This is a genomic window from Zoogloea sp. LCSB751, from assembly GCF_002028455.1.
In the GTDB taxonomy this organism is placed as follows: domain Bacteria; phylum Pseudomonadota; class Gammaproteobacteria; order Burkholderiales; family Rhodocyclaceae; genus Zoogloea.
In genome coordinates, this window is sequence record NZ_MWUM01000002.1 from 298,438 (window position 1) to 320,388 (window position 21,951).

17 protein-coding genes are annotated in these 21,951 nt (G+C 59.3%); 1 reads left to right on the top strand and 16 read right to left on the bottom strand.

All coding sequences use genetic code 11. The features are described 5' to 3' along the window. Positions 1-12: 12 nt before the first annotated feature. Genes lptA through B4920_RS04275 form a run of 3 tightly spaced genes read right to left on the bottom strand, consistent with a single transcriptional unit; the run spans position 13 to position 2,169 of the window. Positions 13-558: a lipopolysaccharide transport periplasmic protein LptA gene (gene lptA / locus B4920_RS04265; protein WP_079433369.1), complete on the bottom strand. Its 546-nt coding sequence runs from the start codon at positions 556-558 to the stop codon at positions 13-15. Beyond that, on the bottom strand, positions 555-1,139 hold the full coding sequence (lptC, locus tag B4920_RS04270; protein ID WP_079433370.1) for an LPS export ABC transporter periplasmic protein LptC: 585 nt from the start codon (positions 1,137-1,139) through the stop codon (positions 555-557). The genes lptA and lptC overlap by 4 nt, the downstream gene beginning before the upstream one ends. Before the next feature lie 37 nt (positions 1,140-1,176). After that, the gene (locus tag B4920_RS04275) at positions 1,177-2,169 is read right to left on the bottom strand and encodes an SIS domain-containing protein (RefSeq protein WP_079433371.1); all 993 of its coding nucleotides are present in this window, start codon (positions 2,167-2,169) and stop codon (positions 1,177-1,179) included. A gap of 78 nt (positions 2,170-2,247) precedes the next feature. On the opposite strand from B4920_RS04275, the gene B4920_RS04280 reads away from it, so the two are divergent. Continuing rightward, a complete protein-coding gene (locus B4920_RS04280) occupies positions 2,248-4,224 on the top strand; it encodes a monovalent cation:proton antiporter-2 (CPA2) family protein (protein WP_079433372.1) in 1,977 nt (658 codons plus the stop codon). Positions 4,225-4,243: 19 nt separating this feature from the next. Here the strand turns inward: B4920_RS04280 and B4920_RS04285 are convergent, their stop codons facing one another. From B4920_RS04285 to B4920_RS04340, 13 genes are all read right to left on the bottom strand, one after another. Then, positions 4,244-4,900, bottom strand: a complete 657-nt coding sequence (locus tag B4920_RS04285) for a prepilin-type N-terminal cleavage/methylation domain-containing protein (RefSeq protein WP_079433373.1) — start codon at positions 4,898-4,900, stop codon at positions 4,244-4,246. A 111-nt stretch (positions 4,901-5,011) separates the two neighbouring features. Next, entirely contained in the window at positions 5,012-5,725 is a 714-nt protein-coding gene (locus B4920_RS04290; protein WP_161493233.1) for a type II secretion system protein, read from the bottom strand. Beyond that, positions 5,722-6,909 (bottom strand): hypothetical protein, encoded by a 1,188-nt coding sequence (locus B4920_RS29430; RefSeq protein WP_161493234.1) that lies wholly within the window; start codon positions 6,907-6,909, stop codon positions 5,722-5,724. The genes B4920_RS04290 and B4920_RS29430 overlap by 4 nt, the downstream gene beginning before the upstream one ends. Beyond that, a complete protein-coding gene (locus B4920_RS04300; RefSeq protein WP_079433376.1) occupies positions 6,906-7,217 on the bottom strand; it encodes a hypothetical protein in 312 nt (103 codons plus the stop codon). Before B4920_RS04300 ends, B4920_RS29430 begins: the two co-directional genes overlap by 4 nt. Before the next feature lie 96 nt (positions 7,218-7,313). Further along, a complete protein-coding gene (locus B4920_RS04305) occupies positions 7,314-9,110 on the bottom strand; it encodes a diguanylate cyclase (RefSeq protein ID WP_088179373.1) in 1,797 nt (598 codons plus the stop codon). 154 nt (positions 9,111-9,264) lie between these two features. Then, positions 9,265-9,906, bottom strand: a complete 642-nt coding sequence (locus B4920_RS04310; RefSeq protein ID WP_079433378.1) for a response regulator transcription factor — start codon at positions 9,904-9,906, stop codon at positions 9,265-9,267. Next, positions 9,903-11,465, bottom strand: coding sequence for a response regulator (locus tag B4920_RS04315; RefSeq protein WP_079433379.1), 1,563 nt, complete (start codon positions 11,463-11,465; stop codon positions 9,903-9,905). Before B4920_RS04315 ends, B4920_RS04310 begins: the two co-directional genes overlap by 4 nt. A 593-nt stretch (positions 11,466-12,058) precedes the next feature. Then, entirely contained in the window at positions 12,059-12,751 is a 693-nt protein-coding gene (locus tag B4920_RS28630) for an HNH endonuclease (protein WP_139379416.1), read from the bottom strand. Between the two features lie 6 nt (positions 12,752-12,757). Continuing rightward, a complete protein-coding gene (gene herA / locus B4920_RS04320) occupies positions 12,758-14,509 on the bottom strand; it encodes an anti-phage-associated helicase HerA (RefSeq protein WP_079433380.1) in 1,752 nt (583 codons plus the stop codon). Next, positions 14,509-15,753, bottom strand: coding sequence for an SIR2 family anti-phage-associated protein (locus B4920_RS04325; RefSeq protein WP_079433381.1), 1,245 nt, complete (start codon positions 15,751-15,753; stop codon positions 14,509-14,511). The genes herA and B4920_RS04325 overlap by 1 nt, the downstream gene beginning before the upstream one ends. A 388-nt stretch (positions 15,754-16,141) precedes the next feature. Next, positions 16,142-17,056, bottom strand: coding sequence for a hypothetical protein (locus B4920_RS04330; RefSeq protein ID WP_079433382.1), 915 nt, complete (start codon positions 17,054-17,056; stop codon positions 16,142-16,144). 318 nt (positions 17,057-17,374) lie between these two features. Beyond that, positions 17,375-20,794, bottom strand: coding sequence for a DEAD/DEAH box helicase family protein (locus B4920_RS04335; RefSeq protein WP_079433383.1), 3,420 nt, complete (start codon positions 20,792-20,794; stop codon positions 17,375-17,377). Then, on the bottom strand, positions 20,795-21,949 hold the full coding sequence (locus tag B4920_RS04340; protein WP_079433384.1) for a restriction endonuclease subunit S: 1,155 nt from the start codon (positions 21,947-21,949) through the stop codon (positions 20,795-20,797). Between the last annotated feature and the right edge of the window lie 2 nt (positions 21,950-21,951).

Below are 21,951 nucleotides of genomic sequence, written 5' to 3' on the forward strand. Positions count from 1 at the left end.
CGTCAGAGTGCTTTATGGGGCGGGGGCGGTTTCGCCTTTTTTCTTGGGCTGGATGGTGACCTGCACACGGCCCTGCTGGCTGGGGATCGTGGTCGCGTTGGGGCCGTTGGTGACCACATAGGTTTCGGTGACACCGTTGTACTGGATGTACTGGCCGCGGACTTCGTCGTCGCCGCTCTTGACGTGGGCGCGCTGGAAGAACTGGGACAATTCACTGCGAGCGTCATGTTCGATGCGCTCGCCTTCGCCTTCGACCCACTCATTCTTGCCTTCGCGCTTCTGGCGGAAGCGAGCCAGGCCGCCCTCGCCGCCGGTGGCGATGCCGCGCTGATAGCCTTCCATGTCCTGGCTGACCACCAGCTTGTCGCTGCGGATGGTCAGCGTGCCCTGGGTCAGTACCACGTGGCCTTCGAAAATATGGATCTTGTTCTTGTCGTCCACCGTGACCCGGTCGGCCTCGATGTTGACTGGCTTGCTGCGGTCTGCCTTTTCGGCCAGAGCCAGCGGGGCAGTCAGGGTGAGGGTGAGCAGTACGAGCTGCCGCAATATCTTGTTCATGGTTTCGGCGTCGGGTTGGTGCGATAGAGCGTGCCGCGGACCTGACCGTGCAATCGGACTTCGCCGACGATGTTGTCGCTTTCCATGTGCTCGGCCGTAATCACCGTCTGGCCCTGGGTAAGCTTCACGGGCTTGTCCGCGCGCATCTTCTCGTCGTCCGGCCAGACCGTCATCTGGTCGGTGCGCAAGGTGGATTCGGGTTTGCCCTTGTGGGCGGCACGACGCAGCAGCACCTGGTCGGTGAGGACGACGGTTTCACCGTCCTTGCTGACCGTCGCGAATTCGGATTCGATTCGAACCGGCTCGGGGCGGTTCAGGTAGTCGAGGCGCGGTCGGACGAGCTCGGTGGACTCGTCGTCGCCGTAATGGACCATGCGGTCGGCGACCAGAATGTACTGGACCTTGCCGGTCAGGTCGAAGCGCCGCAGGGTCAGGTTATCCGCCGAGAAGTCGGCTTCGTGGCGGCTCCTGTCCGTCTTGACGGTCTGATCCTGCTGGGTGACCCGGTCGAGCCAGACGCTGACACCGGCCATGAGTGTCAGCACGACGAGCGGGAACAAGCTGTGGCTGCGCCGGTTCATGGCTGACTTGGGGAAGAAGACCGGTGACGGGGCTGCATCAGATCACCTTGGCGCGCATGAGGTCGTGGTGATTGAGGGCGCCGACGAGGCGGCCGTCAGGGGCCGTCACGAGGAGCTCGCTGATGCGCAGGCGTTCCATCATTTCGGCTGCTTCGACCGCCAGCGCGCTGGCGTGGATGGTCTTGGGGTTGCGGCTCATCACGTCGGCAATCCGCGCGGTGTTGAAGTTGCAGCCGCTGGCCAGTGAGCGGCGCAGGTCGCCGTCGGTGTAGATGCCGACGATGCGGTCGTCGTCGGTGACGATGGCTGTCATGCCGAGGCCGGCCCGGGTGATTTCCATCAGTGCGTCGCTGAGCCGCGCGTCTTCGCCGACCCGTGGGATTGCTTCGCCGCTGCGCATGATGTCCTCCACGCGGGTCAGCAGGCGTCGGCCCAAGGCGCCGCCGGGGTGGGAGCGTGCGAAGTCGTCCGGTCCGAAGCCGCGGGCATCGAGCAGGGCGACGGCCAGTGCATCCGACAGGGCCAGCGCCGCCGTAGTGCTGGCAGTGGGCGCGAGGTTGAGCGGACAGGCCTCCTCCTTGATCGCCCCATCCAGGTGCACATCGGCTTCTTGTGCCAGCGGCGAGTCGGGGTTGCCGGTCAGGGCGATCAGGCGGGCTCCCTGGCGTTTGACCAGCGGAACGATCTTGAGGAGTTCCTCACCCGTGCCGGAATAAGAGATCGCCACCAGAACGTCGTTGGCCGTGATCATGCCGAGATCACCGTGGGCAGCCTCGGCAGCGTGTACGAAATACGCGGGGGTCCCGGTGCTGGCCAGGGTGGCGGCGAACTTGCGGCCGATATGCCCGGACTTGCCCACGCCGGAAACGATGACCCGCCCATGAGACGCCAGAATCAGATCTACGGCCTGGACGAAACTGTCGTCCAGCCGGATGGAGAGCTGGCGCACCGCTTCCGCCTCGATGTCGAGGACACGGCGCGCAAGCTCCAGAACACGGGCGTGCGCAGCGGCAATCGGGGCTGGGCTCATGGGAACGGCGCGTATAATTGGGTGCGGCAGTATATCAGATCGACTAATTCGCCCATTCAGGGCGAACCCTTGCACGCTATGATCAACACGCTCGAGCTGGTGCTCGTCCTTCTTGCCGGTGCCGTGTTGGTGGTCGGTATTCTCCGGTCGCTCAACCTGCCGCCTGTTCTTGGCTACCTGATGGTCGGGGCGGCCGTCGGTCCGCACGCCATGAGTCTGATGCAGGATTCCGACGGTGCCCGCTACCTGGCCGAGTTCGGCGTGGTGTTCCTGATGTTTACCATCGGGCTCGAATTCTCGCTGCCGCGCCTGTACAGCATGAAGCGCACCGTGTTCGGTTTAGGTGCCGCGCAGGTCCTTGGCACGACGTTGTTGACGATGCTGATCGGTACCATTGGCGGACTCGGCTGGGGGGCGAGTTTTGCGCTGGGTGGCACGCTGGCCATGTCGTCGACAGCCATCCTGTCCAAGCTGTTGTCGGATCGCCTCGAACTGGACTCAAAGCACGGGCGGGAGACGATCGGCGTGTTGCTGTTCCAGGATCTGGCCGTGGTGCCGCTGCTCATCCTGATTCCTGCACTGTCGCGCCCAGCCGACGAGTTGTTCGGGACGCTGGCGCTGGCGGCCGGCAAGGCGGTGCTGGTGCTCGGAATGGTGTTGTTCATCGGGCAGAAGCTGATGCGACGCTGGTTCTTCCTGGTCGCGCGGCAGCGATCCGCCGAGCTGTTCATGCTCAATGTGTTGTTGATCACCCTGGGACTGGCCTGGCTGACCGAGGTGGCTGGCTTGTCGATGGCCCTGGGTGCCTTCCTGGCGGGCATGCTGATTTCCGAGACGGAATACCGCTATCACGTGGAAGAAGACATCAAGCCTTTTCGTGATGTGCTGCTTGGCCTGTTCTTCGTGACCGTCGGCATGTTCCTCGATGTGGGGCAGATCATTCTCAGTCTTCCTATGGTACTGGCCATGTTGGGGGCGCTGCTGGTCGGCAAGTTCCTGATCGTCGGCGCCGCGTCACGGATGCTGGGGGCCAGCCAGGGCACGGCAGCCCGGACGGGGTTGTGGCTGTGTGCGGGAGGCGAGTTCGGCTTTGTGCTGTTGTCGCAGATCGACGAGGCCCATCTGTTGCCGCCGGCTTTGTCGCAGGTGGTGGTGGCGGCGATGGTGCTGTCGATGCTGCTGGCGCCACTCATCGTGCAGTACAGCGAAAAGATCGTGTTGCGGCTGGTGCCGTCGGAGTGGATGACCCGTTCCCTCCAGCTGACCAATATTGCGACCCAGTCGATGTTCGTCGACAAGCATGCGATTCTGTGTGGTTTCGGGCGCAATGGTCAGTATCTCGGCCGTTTGCTGGAGCAGGAAGGCATTACCTACATCGCCCTCGACCTCGATCCCGAGCGGGTGCGCGAAGCGGCCGCGGCCGGTGAAACCGTGGTATTCGGTGACGCGGCGAAGCGGGAGACCCTGATGGCTGCGGGGATTTCCCGGGCGTCCGTGGTGGTGATCACCTATGCCGACACCGATGCGGCCTTGCGGGCCATGAGCCAGGTGCGCGCCTGCCGTCCGGATGTGCCGGTGGTCGTACGGACGGCGGACGAGGTGGACCTCGAAAAGTTGCAGCAGGCGGGCGCTGCCGAGGTCGTCCCCGAGGCTGTCGAGTCGTCCCTGATGCTGGCGTCCCATGCGCTGGCCCTGCTGGGGGTCCCGTTGCCGAGGATTCTCAAGCGGATCCGCGAAATTCGCGCCGAGCGCTACCACTTGTTGCGCGGCATCTACCGGGGTGGCGAACATCTGCATGAGGAGGCGCTTGAAGAACGCCAGCAAACCCGTCTGCATTCGGTAGTCATGGATGCCGGAGCGCATGCCATTGGACGCAGCCTGGCGGAGTTGCGCCTGAATGAACTGGGCGTCGAAGTCAGTGCCCTTCGGCGGCAACGGATCCGGGTGGACGACCCGACGCCGGAAACCTGTCTGGAACTCGACGATGTGCTGGTGCTGCTTGGCACACCGTCGCAATTGGCCAATGCCGAGACGCGGCTCTTCAAGGGTTTGTGAGAGCCGGCTTGTACCTATCTCAGTAGCTGGCGCAGACGGTGTAAGGATCGCTGTCGTTGAGGTTGGCTGCGGTGATGGCCGCACCGTTGCTGGCGCCGTCGGCAAGGAGTCGTACTGATCCACTGTCGGGCTGGCCGTCATCCAGTGCGATATCGATCTGGCGTGCGTAGCTGCCGAGCAGCTTGTCCTGGCAGACGAAAAAGCTCCCGTTCCAGCCTGTGATCGGACTGGTGCCGGTGACGCCGAGCCGCCCGCCAACGGCGTTGCGGGGCAGCCAGTCCTGAATGGATACGCCCACGGCCCCCGGATTGCGGCCATCTCCGCTGGCGAAATTGGCGAGTCGGACATGCTGCCAGAACAACACGCTTTCGTCGGTTGCGGTCGTGGAATTCCATTTGCCCTCGAGACGTCCATTGCCGACCGTCCCTCCGGTGCTGGCGGCTGCCGCGCCGGAGAGTCGCGTTGCTGCGTTGGCGTCGTCGCCGGGCATGGAACGGAAACGGTCCTGGTAGCCGAAGGCGTAGGTCGAGGTGTTACGGAAATCGTTCATTACGCTCTTCACCTTCGCACCGTTGATGAGCTCCTGTCCTTTTAGAACGCCGCCCAGCAACAGTCCGATGATGACCAGGACTACTGCGATTTCGACGAGGGTGAAGCCATGCTGCCACTTTCTCATGAGTGTGCCCCTGGTGAGCCGGAGGCCTCAGTCAGGCTCCCGACGGAGTGATATGGAAGGTTTATATTAATCCATTTGTCATTATTTTTGTGGGGCTTGGCGGCGAAGGTTTCAGGGAAAGTGGCCGGTGCTGATCAGGCGGTTGGCGATGAGGTTGGGGGACAGCCAGGTGAGTCGGTCGTCGAAGGCGCCGCCGGGGGCCGCGGCGTTTTCCGACAGGCTGCGGCTGTAGAACTGACGACCGTTCGGTATGGCATTGGTCGCTTCGTCGGAGCCGTTTGCGGGGGGCGGATAGCCCTGGCCTTCCTGGGTGGTGGCACCGAGTCCGTTGGCACCGTGCGACAGGATCACGACTGGCGTCCGGCCGCCTTCGGTAGTCAGCTTGAGTATCCCGCCGCTGCCATTACGCGTGAAGATGTCGATGTCGCCGTCGTCCAGGGCTGTGATCTTGTGCGTATAGCCGGCGCTGACGGCGTAGCGCAGGCGTCGTCCCCAGCCGTCCGTGCCGACGATGCCGAGCGTTGCCCAGGGAAGAAGACCCGTGTGGGTCTGGCAGGCACCTGCCTCGCGGTCTTCGCTGCCGTCCGTGGCGCTCTTGGCCGGACACGGAAACATGCCCTTGCGGACCGCGTAACCGAGGAGCGCATCCCGTGCTTCGGCCAGGGCTTCGTCGGTGTTGGCTTCGGCGCGACGCGTCAGCTGTGTCCCGAGGCTGGTACTGAGCCCGCCGGCCAGCAGGGTCAGAATCAGCATCACCACCGCCATCTCGACAAGGGTGAAGCCGGATACCCGGTGTGGCGGAAAAGGGGGTGACGCGGCCGTCATGGCAGGCACAGGGCGATGTCGTCCGGGCTTGTGCTGTTGGGCACAACGGATATCTGTGCGGGCAACGCGTGCAATTGGCCGGCGGAGAGGGCGGTCAGGGTCGATGCTTCGAGATACTGGGTCGTCATCAGTTTGTCCTGAGGGCTGATCCGTTGTTGCAGGAGTGCTGTGCTGCGCCGTTCGCCACCAAATAGCAGGACGCCCCGGCATGGACCCTCGGGCGAGGTCAGGCAGGCGCTTCCACTGGAACAGCGCCCATAGCGCATGAGTTCGCTCCAGTTGCTTGCAGCATCGCGCTTCTCCGGGTGGGTGCAAGAGCCGCTCAGGGTGCTCAGGGGGGGGACGTTACCGAGTTGGAGAGGGCCGTGGTGCTGCGGAGTCGGCGGAATCGGCAGGCCGGTTTTCTCCAGGCAATCGGCAACGGCCTGCAGATTGGTCTGCAGGTGCTGGGCGTAATCGGAGCGCCGTTTCAATTGATCGAAGATCTCCCCGCTGGTCAGGCTCACCAGTCGGTCATTGTTCGTGGCCGTTTCGAGGTGTACGTCGACGATCCCGTTGCCCGTGTTGCCGAGCACTTCCAGATAGTGTTCCAGCTGCGCCCCCGGGCCGTCACCGCAGCGCCCCTGGCCGGCCGTACGGTGTTGCTGGGGAAGAGGCGGACCAGGGGCGAAGACGATGGCTGCCGCGAGCCCTTGCTGATCACCGGGCAGCGTGATGGGGTGGCCGTCCCGATCGATAAGACGGAACTCGCCGATGCTGTCCCAATTCACCGTGTCGGCCTTGGGGTTGTTCTTGAAGCTGCCGGAAACGGCGTACCACAGGCATTCTCCCGAGCCGTCGCGCAGGTCTGGCAGATTGAGCGTCAGGTAGGGCAGACGTCCGATGCTGGGCTGACCCTTCGTTCCACAGGTTTCGGCTGAGCCATCGCCGTCCAGGTCTGGGCACGGGAGGTAACCGAAGTCGGCGTTGGGGTGTTCGCCGTTGCGGTAGTTGGCGGCGAAGCCGAGGAGGGCGTCCCTGGCCATCTCAAGGGCGCGGGTGGTCTGAGTTTCCCGTTTCAGGTTGCGGGCCGCCCGGTCTGCTCCATTGTCGGCATGTGCCAGTAGCCAGCCGAGCCCACCCAGCGACAGCAGGACGATCAGGATGGGGAGCACCAGGCCTTGCTGACGGCGGGCGGCGGTCATGGCCGGGCCGTTGAGGATGGGTTGCCGACCTGCAGGCGATGGGTTTGTCCGTCGGCGGTGGTGACGCTGACGGATGCGTCCTGCGGGTGGATTTGCCGAGGCGAGGCGGGCACCGCCTTGCCGTCCAGGAACAGTGTCGGCGGGCCATTGCTGCGGGTGATGAAGCCATCGAGGCGCGGCGGTGACGCGGTGCGCGGGGCGGCACGCCGTTCACGGTCGATCTGTAGGCGCTCTGCGGGAGAGAAGAACAGCTTCCCCAGCGGCTCGCCGTGGGCCTTGCCAGATATGGCGAGCCAGGCTCCAATCAATATGAGGCATGTCGAGTGAGTATTCATTTCGACATGAATTTAGCATAAATCGTGCGCTGCGCAAGGCGCCGCATGTGGGTGCCGTGCTGCGTGCCCTCAGGCTCCTGCGGCGATGACCCGATTCTTGCCGGAGCGCTTGGCGATGTACATGGCCTTGTCGGCGCGATCGATGGCGCCCTCAGGCGATTCGTGCTCGTAGAGTTCGGCAACACCGGCGCTGAAGGTGATCAGCAGCTTCTGTTGGCGGGCCAGGAAGAAGCGCTTGGTGAGAGCGCGTTGCAGGCGGGTCAGTGTGGCGACGGCACTTTCCAGCGAGGTGTCCGGCAGGAGAATGACAAACTCTTCGCCGCCGTAACGGGCGACGGAGTCCTGGGGGCGCATGTTCTCGCGGACCACGTCCACCAGATGCTGGAGGGCTTCGTCGCCGGTCTGGTGGCCATGGACGTCGTTGATCTGCTTGAAATTGTCCACGTCCAGCAGCCCGATGCAGAGGGCCGTACCGCGACGCCGGGCGAGGGCCGTTTCACGGGCCAGGGCTTCGTCCAGTCCCTTCCGGTTGAGCACGCCGGTCAGCGGATCGTGACGGATCATCTCGCTGGTCTGTTCCAGTTCGAGCTGCAACCGGGTGATTTCCGCATTGGCATCGTTGACCCGTGAGTGCAGTTCTTCGATCTCGTTGCGGGAGCGTAGTGTGGATTCCTGTACGGTGCGGGTCTCGCGCATGACTTCGGCAATGACGTCGGTCAGTTCGCCGATATTGGCTGCGCTCTCGATGCGCTTTGCGCACTGTTCGATCTTGTCGTGATACTCGCCGGTGGATTCGGAAAAATCGCCCAGCCGATCGACGAAGCTGGCCAGCATCTGCTTCAGCCGGCTTTGGGCGTCACTCAGTTCAAGCTTGATGGCTCCCTGGCGATGGATCACGTCGCGCAGGCGACTTTCCAGCTCGCCCAGGGTGCGGACATCCAGCGGCCGCTCGAACATCTCACCCATCAAGACGATCTGGCCGCGCAGCCAGCGATCGTCGAGGACCAGTTCGCTGATGTTTTCGAGAAGAAGTTGCAGCACCCGTTGCAGGGCATCGCGTACTGCGTGCTGGTCTTCCGCGATCCACTCGAGGCTGGTACGCAGCTTGTCCAGGCGTTCGAGCAGCGTACTGAAGGGAACGCTGCCGGGCTCCTGGCGCAGCAGTGCGGAAAGGTCGCGTGCCTCCGCAGACTGCTGGGTGTTGATGAGTTGAGGCTGGTTGGCAAGGCTGTCGAGCAGCACTGCCAGTAGGTCTGCGTACGCTGGGGCGGGGGCGCCGGTGGATGGGCCGTCTTCGGCTGCCGGTGTGTCGTCGGCCGTTGGGGGCAAGGCCTCGCCCGGTTCCGCCTCGTCTTCGCTGTTGCGGCTCCAGGCGCGGAGCAGGCCTTGCAGCCGCTCGAAGAGTTTGGCCGGATTGCCGGCGGAGCTGGTCAGGACTCGCTCCAGCATCTCCCGTTTGCGGGCCTGGGTCAGACCGGTCTGGCGACGATCCCATTCGGTAATCAGGTCGCGAAGCAAGGGGGCCCAGTTGAGCTCGGGTTTGCTGGGGATCGAGAACTTGTCGACCAGGAGCGTACGTAGCGCGGACCATTCGCCCTGGGCAACGGCAGTCTCGAAATCGAGCGCCAGGCGCAAGGCTTCCTGGTTGTTGCGGGGCAGGGCCGCGGCAATCTGCTTGAGGGAGCGCTCCGGGAAAACGTCCTCGGCTACCGAGCCGGCGATCTCGTGATAGAGCGCCCGGTAATTGTCGGGGGTCGGGGCGATGCGTCGCAGCGCAAGTTGACGCAGCGTTTCACGGGCAACTTCAGAGGGTTGACTGGTGTCGGTCATCTGCGGGCGGCGCAACGGGGGAGGGCGTTGGATCATCCGGCGTCCTGGTTCTCTGGGTGATCGGACCGGTCCAAACTCGGGTCTCTGGAAAAATCGTGCTCAATGCGGTTGCGCCGATAACGGCCGGCAGGGCAGGGTCTTGAGCCAGATGGTAGCCCAATATGCAAAAAATGGTGACGGCGGGTCATGCTTATTCGGCGAGACCGTGTTTGAGTCCGTAGTGGGTGAGTTCGGCGTTGTTGCGCAGGTTCATTTTTTCGAGCAGTCGTGCCCGGTAAACGCTGACCGTCTTCACGCTGAGATTGAGGGCCTCGGCTATTTCGGTCGGGGTCTTGCCGGACGCGATCAGGCACAGGGTCTGGTATTCCCGGTCGGACAGCTTTTCGTGGGCGGGGCGTTCGCTATCCCTGCCGATGGCGTTGACCAACTCTTCGGCCAGGGAGGGGCTGACATATTTCTTGCCGCTGGCCACCTGACGGATGGCGGTGACCAGCAGGTCGGGGGCGCTCTGTTTGGTGAGGTAGCCCGCCGCCCCGGCTTTGAGGGCACGGATCGCATACAACTCTTCCGGATACATGCTGAGGATCAGCACGGGCAGGCGGGGAAACTCCTTCTTGATCAACTTGAGTGCGTCGATGCCGTTGCGATCTGGCATCGAGACGTCCATCAACACCACGTCCCATTCGCCACCGCGGACCATCTGCACGGCCTCCACGCCGTTGTCGGCTTCGCCGGCGACGGTCAGGTCGGGAGTGTCGGAAAGGATCTGACGCAAGCCCTGGCGGACGATCGCGTGATCATCCGCAATCAGGACACGAAGCGGTTTGCTCATGGACGGGGTTTCCTGTCGTCTTTCGGCTGTTCTTCAGGCGTTGCAGGGTGTAGTGGAGCACGCAGAACGAGGCGGGTTCCCTGCGGTTTGGCCGGGCCGACTTCAAGCTGTCCTCCCAGGCTGGCGAGCCGTTCGCGGATGCCGCGCAGACCGAAGGAGTGGGGTTTCAGAAGATCGTCCGCTGCAATGCCGCAACCATCATCAGCGATCTCGAGCAGTGCGTCCTCCCCGTCCTGCAGTAGGCGCACACTCACTTGGCTGGCCCGGGCATGTTTGCTGACATTGGTCAGCGCCTCCTGGAAGATCCGGAAAAAGGCCAGCGCGGTATCGTAAGCCGGCGTGAGGTCGTGGTCGGTGCACAGAATGTTACAGGCGATGCCTGTGCGCTGGGCGAAGTCTTCGCCTTGGGATTCAATGGCGGCAGCCAGTCCGAAGTCCTTGAGGATGCCCGGGCGTAGTTCGCGGGTCACACGGCCCGCCGTGGCGATCGCATCGTCGAGCATGCGCGTGACATTGCGGGCGCCGGCCATGGCCTGGCCGGGATTGTCGCGCAGTTTCGCCTCCAGGCGCGCAATCTCGAATTTCATCGCCACCAGCGTTCCGCCGAGGACGTCGTGGACGTCCCGGGCGATGCGTTCCCGCTCGTCTTCCTTGATGCGCTGCAGGTGGTTCGACAAGGCTGCGAGCTGACCGCGGGACTCCCGCAGGTCGGCCTCAACCCGCTTGCTGTGGGTGATGTTCCACATCACCCCTTCCCATACCACGTTGCCGTTCTCGGACAGGCGTGGAGAGCTGCGCAGGTTGATCCATTTCTGTTCCCCGGACGGCAACTGGATGCGTCCTTCCCAGTTGAGTGTGCACAACTGGTCGGCAGAGCTGGCTGCGGCGGCCACAAAGCCTGGCAGGTCCTCGTCGAGGAGCCAGGTCATCCAGCTCGCCGAGCCGCCGACGAGTTCGTCGGCCCCGGTGCCGAAGAGCATGGCGGCCGCCTCGCTGAGGTACTGGAAACCGAGCATGCCGTCCGGTGTATAGCCCATCTGGAAGACAACGCCGGGGATGTTGTCGGTGAGGGCGCGCAGACGGGCTTCGCTCTGGCGCAGGGTCTGCTCGGCAAGGCGCTTTTCCCGGCGGTTGGCAACCTCGCGCAGTTCCCGCTCGACGGCGGGAATCAGCCGGTCGAGTTTGCGTTTGCTGAGGTAATCGTGGGCTCCGGCGCGCATGGCGGCAATCGCTTCGTCTTCCTGCATGAAGTCGGAGACGATGATGAAAGGGAGGTCGAGGGTGAGTTCCCGCACGATGCCAAGGGCGGCCAGCATGCTGCAGCCGGGCAGATTGTGGTTGCACAGGATGACGTCCCAGTGTTCCCGCTGGAAGGCCTCGCGGAGCTCCGTCTCCGATGTCAGGCGTCGATGTCGGGGCGCGTAGCCGGCAGATCGGAAGCGCTGCAACAGCAGGCGCATGTCGCTTTCGGAGTCTTCTATGAACAGCAGGCTGATCGGGGGCTTGCCGGTGCTGCTTGTTTCGACGGGGAGGGCCTCTACTGGGGGCGCAATGGACATGGGGCGATCGGCGTGCTGCGCGATTGGATCGGTTTGTTTATAATCCGCCCCTCGCTCGGGGCTTGGCTGTCTTAAAGGATAGTGCAGGCGTGCCTTTTTAGTCCATGTCGATACGACTGGGCGGAAAAACAAGGCACAGGACGATGCCGGTGTAGCTCAGTTGGTAGAGCAGCGCACTTGTAATGCGAAGGTCGAGGGTTCTTATTGGGGGTAGGTGTTAGTGCATATTAGACATCATAATATGAACCACTCTGCCACAGTCTTACAAGGTCTGCGATTGTCGATTTAATCCTGAACTTGGATGTCTTGTTTAAGACGCGCCAGGCACTGATTCGATAGATTTTTGCTAAGCGCAGACGTGTTCCTGGATGGTCTTGCTATGCCGCTGATGCCAGCTAGCTGATGCAGTGCGGCGTGAACGTATGGTTAAGGGCTAGGCTCGACCAGCTGTAGTACGGTCCGTGCTGCCGAGGTGTAAGGTCAGGTCCCGACCCAAGCTGACGTTCAGAGACAGGCGGCTCCTACGTCAGCTTGGTGCCTCAAGGAGGCATCCGAAAGCAGCATACCAATTGACCACGACCGCAGCCGTGGGTCTAATCGTCATTGAGCTGCCCACATCCTACGCAAATCGCCCCATTCCATCCTGCGCTCATGCCACAAGTTGGGCAGCTGAAGCTCGAATGAACTTGGTTGCCTGATGGCTGATATCCCACCCCGTACGGCCCCTTGGTGATGCGCAACCGTCCGTTGTCACTGAGCACTTCGAATGGTCCACCTAGGTGTATCGGCTGGTCGACCATCTCTGGTGCACGATGACGTATATGGAACGGGACAAACCATTTCACAAGTCTCGCCACTGCTTCGCTATGACCCGCCAACGCCCCGGACTCACCAGCGCGCTCTACCGAATTCAACAATTCAGCTATCTCTGCTTCCCGCACAATCTCCGCGACAAGACGCACAACCTGTTCAGTTTTCGTTGCTGCCCGGCTTAGGGTGCGCTGGATGAGCGGCGTAGGCTCGAACACCTCAGCCCCCTTGTCAATATTGCACTTGGCACAAGATGGAAGCCAATTGGCATATGAGTTCAGGTTGAAGTCTGCTGGTAGCCCCATTTCGACTAGCACTTCCTTCAGGCGCTCTGGTGTGTTGAGCAGGCTCTCAGGAATAACGTGGTCGACGTGCATTGAAGTCAAATCGATGGGCTTCTTGCACTGATAGCACTTCTCGCCGTGAACGGTGAAGATGGCATATCGTTGTTTTGCGGAGAATCGGTATTTAGCCACGGTATTCTAGAATAAATCAGTATCAGGAGGTTCTATCCATGAGTCGAACTGACCATCTTCGGAGCGCGGAAGAGGGCTCGCGGTTTGTGTTTTGATGAGAGTTGGCATTGCGAGGCTCCCACCAAAAACAACTGCATGCTGCCTTGGAAGGCCTGCAATTCTCCGAACTTCGCGACGGTCGGCCCATTCAGACGCAGCCTGAATTGCCGCCAGGTCCTTCTCGGATGTAAGCCTGAAGGACATCCAGTTGTTGCATTGAGAAAGAACCGTTGGTGAAATTTCTGAAGGACGTTGGGTGCTAAGCCACAAAGCTAGACCAAACTTGCGGCCTTCTTTTGCGAGTCTTTCGTACGCGAGCGAGTTCTCAGCGGCATCCTCTCCACTTCCAATTTGCCGGAGATAATGATGAGCTTCTTCAAGGACAAGCAGCGTAGGTATCTTACGCTCTTGGCCTCGACGAAATAATTCATGGGCGTAAAGTTCCAACAAGGAACCCATTACAAACGGCATCAAATCATGAGTTACACGCCTGAGGTCGATAATGTGAGCCCGCCATGACGTGGTCTCGTCCCCAAAGATTTTTCCCACCAAGTTGGTGGATTCTTGCTGCCAATTCAGGACGCCGGAGCTTGGAGAACCGCCGCTGACATCCACCACATCCGTGAACATCGCATCATCGATAAACCTACGGATTCGGGTTACCAGCGGGGAAATGTTTGAGTAATAAAAGGCATCTCGCTTGTATCCCAACTTACTATCCGGAGTAATGGCGTGGCTCTCAGCCACAAGAGCGCACAGAGCTTCCATCGGTGGCCACTCTGAGGCACTCGCCACTGTCCCTGCACGCAGTTGGCTAATTCGACTAAAAGCATCAGGCGCCCCTTCGTTTCGACAATCATCGAAAAGATATGGTCGGGAGTCTATTGATAGACCGACTCCAGTAGAGAAAGCCCTGACTTGATGGAGGTGTTGCAGGGCAAACGCCAGAGCTGGCCGTTGTGTCTTCTCGCTGGGTATCAGTAGTCGGCTGAGGCCGTATCGACCAAGTGCATAATAAGGAATTCGGAATGCGCCTGCGTCTGTCCCGCCAAACCTAGTCACCTTCACAGCGCCATAAGGCAAGTCCGGCATTGCGAACGCGTCCTCATATTCTCCATTGACATCGAAGATGACGATGCGAGCTGAAGGCATTCGTACGACTTGCTGCAAGACTGCGGCAGTGAAGCAACTCTTCCCTTGGCCAGAACTTCCCAGAACTGCCACATGGCGAGAGAGCAGGTTTTCAAGGCCTACGTGCAACTTACCGCCGCCACGTAAGTCATCGCCTAAAATCACAGGCGCTTTCAGCGCTTCACTGCTGCCCAGGATTGTCGATAGCTCGGCGCTGACCAATGGATAGGCTTCGGCGCCTAGTTCCGGCGTGGCGATGGAATCTGCTTCAAAAGACAAAACTCTCCCTCGCCGAACAAGCCGGCCCACAACGACCCCGTTCACATGACGCAAGGGCTCTGCTTGGTGCGTACTCGAGCCAACACCAAATTTGTGAGCCTCTTTGGGTTCCGCGAAGGTCAGACCGAGAACTTTCATAACCAGCAATCGAGAGCCTCCACCCAAGCACAGCAGGCTTCCGACCTCCGTTACTGAAGAGACACCTTCCGAATGGCTCGCTATCTGTCCTCGGTGAAGGTCCAGAAGGTTGAGCGTAATATCTCCTCCGTCAATCTGGACCACGTATCCAACAGGCAATCGACCGTTCACTAGAGGCCTCCCGGGATGGCTGGTGGTGCATTTCGCGGCTTCAGTAGTTCTTTCAACCGGTGCTGGTCTTCGTCATAGATTACGGGGTCCGGTAGATGCTCTGCCAACTTGTCGAGGAATGCCTCTTTATCTCCCCCCACGATGGTGACTCTAGGATTTTTCAGAGCGAGGAGCTGCTTCACGCCAGCCGGCAAGCCCGTCCCTGTCACATCTCCATTGAATCCCGGGAAATACACAACCAGTTGCAGTGTTGGATTCAGCAATGCCGACCGTAATAGTCTATTTATGTGCGCATCTCCAAAACCATACCCATTCAAAATGAGGCAGGTTTGGGGTCTAGCGAGAAACTCTGAGAAACGACGTAGTAGCTCACCGAGGGCAAAGCCTACCGTCTGCATGTACTTGGCTGCGCGAGGCATCACCATGAAGCCGAAATCTGTGGCAGCGGGTATTTGTATAAAGTTGTTCAATACCGATGAGGCGTATGGTGCCGGAACTTCAAAAAGCTCATCTTCGCATTCTTGCCAGGTGAGCGAGCCATGCAGCTTTGCTAGGTATATGTTGTAGATGCCGAAGCGCGCCTCGCCTCGTGCCTGGACATTACGAAATCCCAAGTCAAAGCTCTGAGGAGAGAATCGACGGCTATGAATACCCAGAAAACCATTGATGACCTGAAGGTCGATGGATTCCGCAGCCCACTCAATGGCCAAGTCATAATTGGTAGTGAAGACCCAGGGGGCTCCTTGGCCGGGTTGCCGGGCTGCCACGAGTTTTTGTAAGATTGTACGGTGATTCTGCAGCTTTCCGGCATCATTGAGGGCACCGGAAGGTGAGGACCACCAACTCGGGTCCAGAATCGCTGCACGCACCACAGCACGAAAAATATCTGCTCGTGCCGTCCGCAAAGCAAGAAGGTTCTCATTGTTGGCTCGCGTCCATTCGCTCAACGCTATTTCTAGGGTGTCCACCAGCTCTTCCACATTGGGAATTAGCCGAAGCGGCCCATCAGGAGCTATCGCGGGTGGCGGTACGAAGTGAAACCTCACGAGCCAGGTTGCTGAATTTGGGTAATCAGTAACAAAGGTATTCCATAGCGACTGCATCGTCTGACCACCCGCAGAACAAGATGCACCGGCGCCGAGCATCAACCCAACATGTTCTAAGCGCAGCAAAGATGCGAGGTGCGCTTTCAGGTCATCAATATCCGTAATGGCGGTGCCGCCACGTATTGCAGTAATTGCCATTGTTATTCCTTCCTGTAGCGGTGACCTTGTAGTGGTCTAAGCTGCCCCCGAAGTTTGGTTTTCCACCTGCCCTCCGAACTTAAGGCAGTGGCCTCACTTTATGTCTCATTAAGGCCCTAGGCCGGACCTTCGTCGCCGACAAATATTCGTCCAACGACCGGCGACTCTTGGCCGAAATCTGCCTGTTTCGGCCCTTCATCAGCCGACGGTCGACCCAAAGACTCCTTTCCGAATTTGCCAGATAGCCCACGACCCTTTGCAGACGTAGTCACGATTTGAAAGCGGTCACTCAGGAATATTTAAGACAGATGGCGCTGCGCAGCATCCGTGTCGGCCGTAACAACCGCAACTCAGTGTTCGCAAAGCCTTAATCAACGTGCAAATGGTTTCATTTGAGAGGGAACACGCTTTCAGCCGTGAATGGAAATTTGTTTTGCACAAACTCAATGAAAGCCGCACCGAATGGCTTCCCACATTCTTTAGTCATTGCGTCGCATATTAGCTGGAATGAATCATCAAGCACTCGCCATTTCTCCGGCCAATCGGCCGACAACTGAGCCTCAGGGGGCTGAATGAGTGGAATCATCCTACAAACCATCCAAGCCACCTCTAGGTAGCGATTCATGTGCAGTGAAAATGTTCTGGGCTCAAAGGTAGGCATGATGCGTAACGGGGCAACCCCCTTCAACCAATCAGCAGCCTTGGCTAAGGACAAACGAGAACCGTGCACCTCCAAGTCAAACGCATGGTTGATTTTGCTCAGTGCGTCAACAGTCGATTGCGACATGCCGCTTTTGCTACCAAGCATGATGTCCTGGATGGCAAACTCCGTTTTCTTACGGAGTGCTTTCATCGACCTCTCATCGAAAGCCTGTCCAGGCACCAGTCCTTCTATCGAGTAGAAATCCGTAAAGCCTTGCATCGCCCCAGCAGTCAGAACCGCGTTGTCGAAGTTGTTGCGGTGCATAGTGAAAGCCTGGTGTGGGTAGCCGTGCAATGCCACCCGTTCGGCAGCCACAAGAGTCTCAAAGTTGTTGTTCAATCGTGCAAAGAACATCGGATAAAACTCCGATAGCGGCGTCTTTACCTTCGGCCGGCACTCTGTGTTTATGCGCTCAACAGTCTCCAGGTAAAAACACTTGAACGCGTCTGAAAGTGACAAATATCCTGACATTTCATTGGCAGCACTAGCCCCGTACGAACTCTCTTCTTCGAACAATAGAAAACAACGCCCATAAGGCTTGTTTTCATAGACCGAGATGCTCTCCAGTCGGTCCATGAACTCTTTGGTTGTCAGCGCCATTTCTCCCCCTTAGTTTAGCGACAAGTCGAAACTTGGATTGTTTGGACTCGTTGCAGCCTCCAAGCCCTCCCAATAGTGAGGAGCAGAGCAATCATCAACCCACGGATAGCATTTCCTAAGCACAACTCGGGCGCCACGATAGGGCATCCGCGGGTGCCCGCTTGCCGAATTCTGCTTGCGCAAGCATTCCTAGTCCGTCTGTGAATCGACGTTAAAGGCGTAGACTTTGGCTTCACCGGCTAGGCACCTTAATGGCATGAACCTTCCTCAGTTGTATGTGGGCTTTGGAGTGCCGGCAATCATCCCCTGGCACTGACGCTAGGCCACCGCCCGTTCTCGAATCTCCTCCAGCACCTTAACAATCTGCGTCACCTTCACCTCGGGGAACACCCCGAATGGACCTTGTGCATTGATATCCGTGTACGGCGACTCGAAAAGCCGCGCCGGCTCCATCACCCCGTTCTGCGTCAGCTCCTCCACCACGAGGCTGACGAACTCAATCTGATTCGGCGTTGCGGTCGTCCCGCCAATGAAATCGCTGAAGGCTTGCATCGCCGCTTCGCGGTCCAGGCCTACCAGGGTGCGGACGAAGATACCTAGCCCGTGGCTTTTCTCTTTGGCTTCGCTGATGAGCTCCGGCGAGCCACCGGCCTCCAACAGCATTTTCTCGAGCTCGCCGAGGTCGGTCGGCGTAAGCGGTTGGTTGCGACGCAGGCGTTGCAGCGCGAGGTGTGATTCATGGGCCCGTAGAAACGCACGCGCCTTGTCCTTGAACTTCGCCATGTTCAAGCCAGCCGCCACTTGCGGGAGGTCAATGGTGGCAGCCTCACCTATCTCGTCTTCAAAGTTGGTATAGACAACCTGTTTCTCGCCCTTCGGGATGAGTTTGACCAAAGCCCTAAGCCGACGACGAACCGTTTCCAGCATTGGCGCGGTGACGTCCTCCCACCACTCATCGCTGGCCACGGCCTGAATGAGGACCATTTCGGCGTTGATGGCGGGAATGGCGGATTGCTCCTCCAGCGCGCTGGCCAGGGCTTGAATTTTCTCCTTCAACCCTGAGAAGGCGGGCAGCGCCTGGAGTATCGAGAGCTGCGTGCGCAGCACCAGCATGTCGAAGCGCTTGGCCTCTTCGTCCTCATCGACGAGCTCCGTCGGGAGGCCTGCAACCCGAGCGTTCAGTACTGCGTAGTCATCGGGTCCCAGAACCTGCCAGGCTTCAGGCTTACCGTACATTTCGACGTACTGCCGATGTGGCCGGACAACGAAGTTCTCTTGATTCATTGCAACGATGCTCTGATGCAGCATCTCTGCCGTCTCAGCGCGGAGTTGAGCCTCCGTTAGACCACCGCCATAGGGCGCCGCGACCGGCTCACCGACTATGTTTCCCTGAACCAACTTGCTATCGAGGCTGGAGATAAGCTGCAGCCGGGCCATAAACAGCCGCTTACCAAGCGGCTCAGCGGCCGAACCCTCGGAAAAGTTCGGGTTCTGGCTGAAGAATTCCAGGTTCTGGCAAAAATCGAAGATGTAGAAATTCTGCTTGTCCTCGCCTGGGCCGAACAGGTCCTTGCACAGCCGTGTGCCGCGTCCGACCATCTGCCAGAACTTGGTCTTCGAGCGGACAATCTTGAAGAACACCAGATTGACGACTTCCGGGACGTCGATACCGGTGTCGAGCATATCTACCGAGATGGCGATATGCGGCATCTTGTCCTTCTTGGAAAAATCGTCGATGAGGCTCTGAGCGTATTCGGTCTTGTAAGTGACGACCCGCGCAAAGTGGCCCTTGTAGTGCGGGTAGTTGATGTCGAAGCGCTGGGCGATGAAGTCGGCGTGGTCGTTGTTCTTGGCGAAGATGATGGTCTTGCCCAGCCGGTCGCCACCAGCCACCTTCTGTCCCTTGGTCATCAAGGTCTCAAGCACCTTGTCGACGGTGTCGGTGTTGAACAGCCACTTGTTCACCGCCTCGGCGTTCACTTCATCGGGTACCGTGCCATCGTCGCTCCACTCGAGCGCATCCCAGGCTTCCTTCTCATCCTCGGAAAGGTCGTCGTACTTGATGCCCTCACGCTGGAATTTCAGCGGGACGGAGATGGCGACCGGGGGCACCAGGTGCTTGTCCGCGACGGCTTCATCGAGGCCATACGCATCGGTCGGCACCCCACTTTCAAGGTCGAACAGGCCGTAGGTGTTGTGGTCGATTTCATCCTTGGGCGTGGCCGTGAGCCCGACCAGCAACGAGTCGAAGTAGTCGAAGATGGCGCGGTACTTCTGATAGACGGACCGGTGTGCCTCGTCGATGACGATAAGGTCGAAATGGCCGACGCCGAAGCGGCGCTGACCAGCATGTTCCCCATTCAGGGCCTCATCAATCAGGCCCATCATCGTCGGATAGGTGGAGACGTACACGCGGCCTTCGGCGGCTTTGTCGGTGACCAAATTCACCGGGGCCGAATCCGGCAGGTGTGCCTTGAAGGCATTCACGGCCTGATTGACTAGGGCAACCCGGTCGGCCAGGAACAGCACGCGCTTGGCCCAGTTGCAACGCATCAGTACGTCAGCCAGCGCAATCACCGTCCGGGTCTTGCCGGCACCGGTCGCCATCACCAGCAGCGACTTGCGCAACTTATCGACCTCGAAGCTCTCCCCGACACGGCGGACCGCCCGCGTCTGGTAGTAGCGCTCGATGATGGAGCTGTTGATGACAGCTTCCGACAGTTTCTTGCGGCTGCTGCGCCGCTGGATGAGGAGTTCGAGCTCAGGCTTTTTGTAGAACCCCTGCACGGCCCGAGGCGGATAGGACTTGTCGTCCCACATCCAGTGCTCATAGCCGTTCGAATAGAAGATGACCGGGCGCTGGCCGTACTGCGCCTCCAGGCAATCTGCGTAGAGCTTGGCTTGCTGCTGGCCTACCGTCGGGCTCTTGGTCGTCCGTTTTGCTTCAATCAAGGCGAGCGGCTTGCCGTCGTCGCCCCACAGCACGTAATCGACATAGCCTTTGTTCTCGGCATTGGGCATGCCGGTCACTTCGACTTCGAAGTTCTTGGCCGGTTCGAGATGCCAGCCGGCCTCCTTCAGCAGCGTGTCGATGAAAAGCTTGCGGGTTTCGGCTTCGGAATAGTCGTGCGTATCGGGCTGAGCAAGGTTGGCCTGCCGTATCGCGGCGAACTCCTCGCGCAGGCGACGCAGCTCCTCATCCATGGCGGACCGTTCGGACAGCAGGGAGGACAGCTTCTCGTCCTTGGCCCGCAGCTCGGCCTCAAGCTCTTGTAGTTGCTCGACGGTTTGGGCAGGCTGCGCGGAGGCGCTTGGCAGCAGCTTGCTGTCGAAACGCTGGCTCGGGTCTGGGCGAGCCGTGCGCCCGTAAGTGCGAGCAAGCCAGTAGCAGAAGTGGAAGAGCTCGCGGGTGGTGCTCACCGCATCGGCTGCAGCGATTTTCTTGGCGCTGTGCACCGCCATATTGCCCAGGTCCTTGATGAGCCGGGCCTTGGTGAAAAGCGCGTCACCGACCGTCTGGCGGAAAGTCGGCTCGTGTATCAGCGCGCTGAGATTGTCCTGGTACGGCAGCTTCAGCGTGTTGTCGTGCTTGTAGAGCCAGGCGACGCCCAACTCCAGTGTGCGCCGGGCGTAGAAGCAGGATGCCCGGGCATCCGTATTCGCCAACTCCTCGGCCTTCGACGCTGACTCAAAGAGAAAAGCCCACTCGGGAAGGCGGAGGAAGGCGAAGTTGCTCACTTATAGCTCTCCCCGGAAGGCGCTGTACTGGAGCGATTCCATGAGTGACTCAATCTCCATCATAGACAAAAGATATTTTTTCTTTTGTCTCTCAATGCTAGCCACTTGGTCAGAAAATCGTTGTTGCTCTTCTAAGTCCGGCAAAGGAATAATAAAGTCCTGTATTTGATTTAAATGCAAGTCGGGTACGCCGATGCCTTTAATTCTGCTATCTGCTTGTTTTTTTGTCGCAGGAGTCCCTAAAGCCGCATTTAGAAAAAACGGATTGATGACTTCACGTCTAGGCTTAATCAAACAAACGCTAACGTAGAGAGAAAACTCTCTGTCAGTATCAACCAGTGCTGGCCGCCCATAAGTTGCACCAACCTTGGTGTAAAGGATATCTAGATACTCAGCTTTACAGCGTTTCGTATACTTTCTGTGGTCATCCTCGCTAATAAATTTGCATCGCTCAAAATTCAGTACCCCAGTAGTAATATCTTTTACCGAAACAAATGGAATGCCATCGTCTCTATAGTTGGGTTTTTGATGAACCCCATCGGTAATCCTGGTTGTAACATCCGCAAGACGTACAACTTTAATTCCTTTAGGGTTAATTGTTGGGTCCCCAAACATCTCAATGAAAATCGACTGCGTTAGGCTGTCGAGTTGCACCAAAGCTTCTCGCCGCTTGGTACGGAGCGCATCAGCTTGGTCGAGGATGGCTGCAATGCGAAGTTGCTCCGGCATGGATGGAACTGGCACTTGGTATCGCCAAAATTCGTTCATGACCATCCGAGGCATTTTCGCTCCCGCCACAACCGTATTGGCGAAGCTCAAAAACTCCGGAGACCGGAGGTAATGCGCAAGATAAGGCGCGTGGACCTTTTCCGGGTTACAGCGCAATGGTACAAGCTCCGTTGTCGCATATCCGTCCATATCTGCAACGACAACCTTATTCAGATAAGGCCTCAACTTCGAGTAAAGCACTGTTCCCGCAGAGAAGGGATAAGTTGAGGGCCCCAAGGAACTTACTGGAACTTGGACCCTATCAAGGATTTTTCCGGTACCTGATTCAATTTGGTCAAGGTTCAAGTTCCAAACCAATTCACCCACAGATGGCTCGGGTGGTCGATTAGAGTCGAGCAGGACCTCAGAGATTGAGAGGCGCTTCATCC

What these genes read in the sequence shown, in the direction of transcription:
- B4920_RS04340 (WP_079433384.1), bottom strand. Translation starts at nt 21,949, where the DNA reads ATGAAGCGCCTCTCAATCTCTGAGGTCCTGCTCGACTCTAATCGACCA.
- B4920_RS04290 (WP_161493233.1), bottom strand. Translation starts at nt 5,725, where the DNA reads ATGACGGCCGCGTCACCCCCTTTTCCGCCACACCGGGTATCCGGCTTC.
- B4920_RS04305 (WP_088179373.1), bottom strand. Translation starts at nt 9,110, where the DNA reads ATGATCCAACGCCCTCCCCCGTTGCGCCGCCCGCAGATGACCGACACC.
- B4920_RS04325 (WP_079433381.1), bottom strand. Translation starts at nt 15,753, where the DNA reads ATGGCAATTACTGCAATACGTGGCGGCACCGCCATTACGGATATTGAT.
- B4920_RS04275 (WP_079433371.1), bottom strand. Translation starts at nt 2,169, where the DNA reads ATGAGCCCAGCCCCGATTGCCGCTGCGCACGCCCGTGTTCTGGAGCTT.
- B4920_RS04315 (WP_079433379.1), bottom strand. Translation starts at nt 11,465, where the DNA reads ATGTCCATTGCGCCCCCAGTAGAGGCCCTCCCCGTCGAAACAAGCAGC.
- B4920_RS04310 (WP_079433378.1), bottom strand. Translation starts at nt 9,906, where the DNA reads ATGAGCAAACCGCTTCGTGTCCTGATTGCGGATGATCACGCGATCGTC.
- lptC (WP_079433370.1), bottom strand. Translation starts at nt 1,139, where the DNA reads ATGAACCGGCGCAGCCACAGCTTGTTCCCGCTCGTCGTGCTGACACTC.
- B4920_RS04280 (WP_079433372.1), top strand. Translation starts at nt 2,248, where the DNA reads ATGATCAACACGCTCGAGCTGGTGCTCGTCCTTCTTGCCGGTGCCGTG.
- B4920_RS04330 (WP_079433382.1), bottom strand. Translation starts at nt 17,056, where the DNA reads ATGGCGCTGACAACCAAAGAGTTCATGGACCGACTGGAGAGCATCTCG.
- lptA (WP_079433369.1), bottom strand. Translation starts at nt 558, where the DNA reads ATGAACAAGATATTGCGGCAGCTCGTACTGCTCACCCTCACCCTGACT.
- B4920_RS04285 (WP_079433373.1), bottom strand. Translation starts at nt 4,900, where the DNA reads ATGAGAAAGTGGCAGCATGGCTTCACCCTCGTCGAAATCGCAGTAGTC.
- B4920_RS29430 (WP_161493234.1), bottom strand. Translation starts at nt 6,909, where the DNA reads ATGACCGCCGCCCGCCGTCAGCAAGGCCTGGTGCTCCCCATCCTGATC.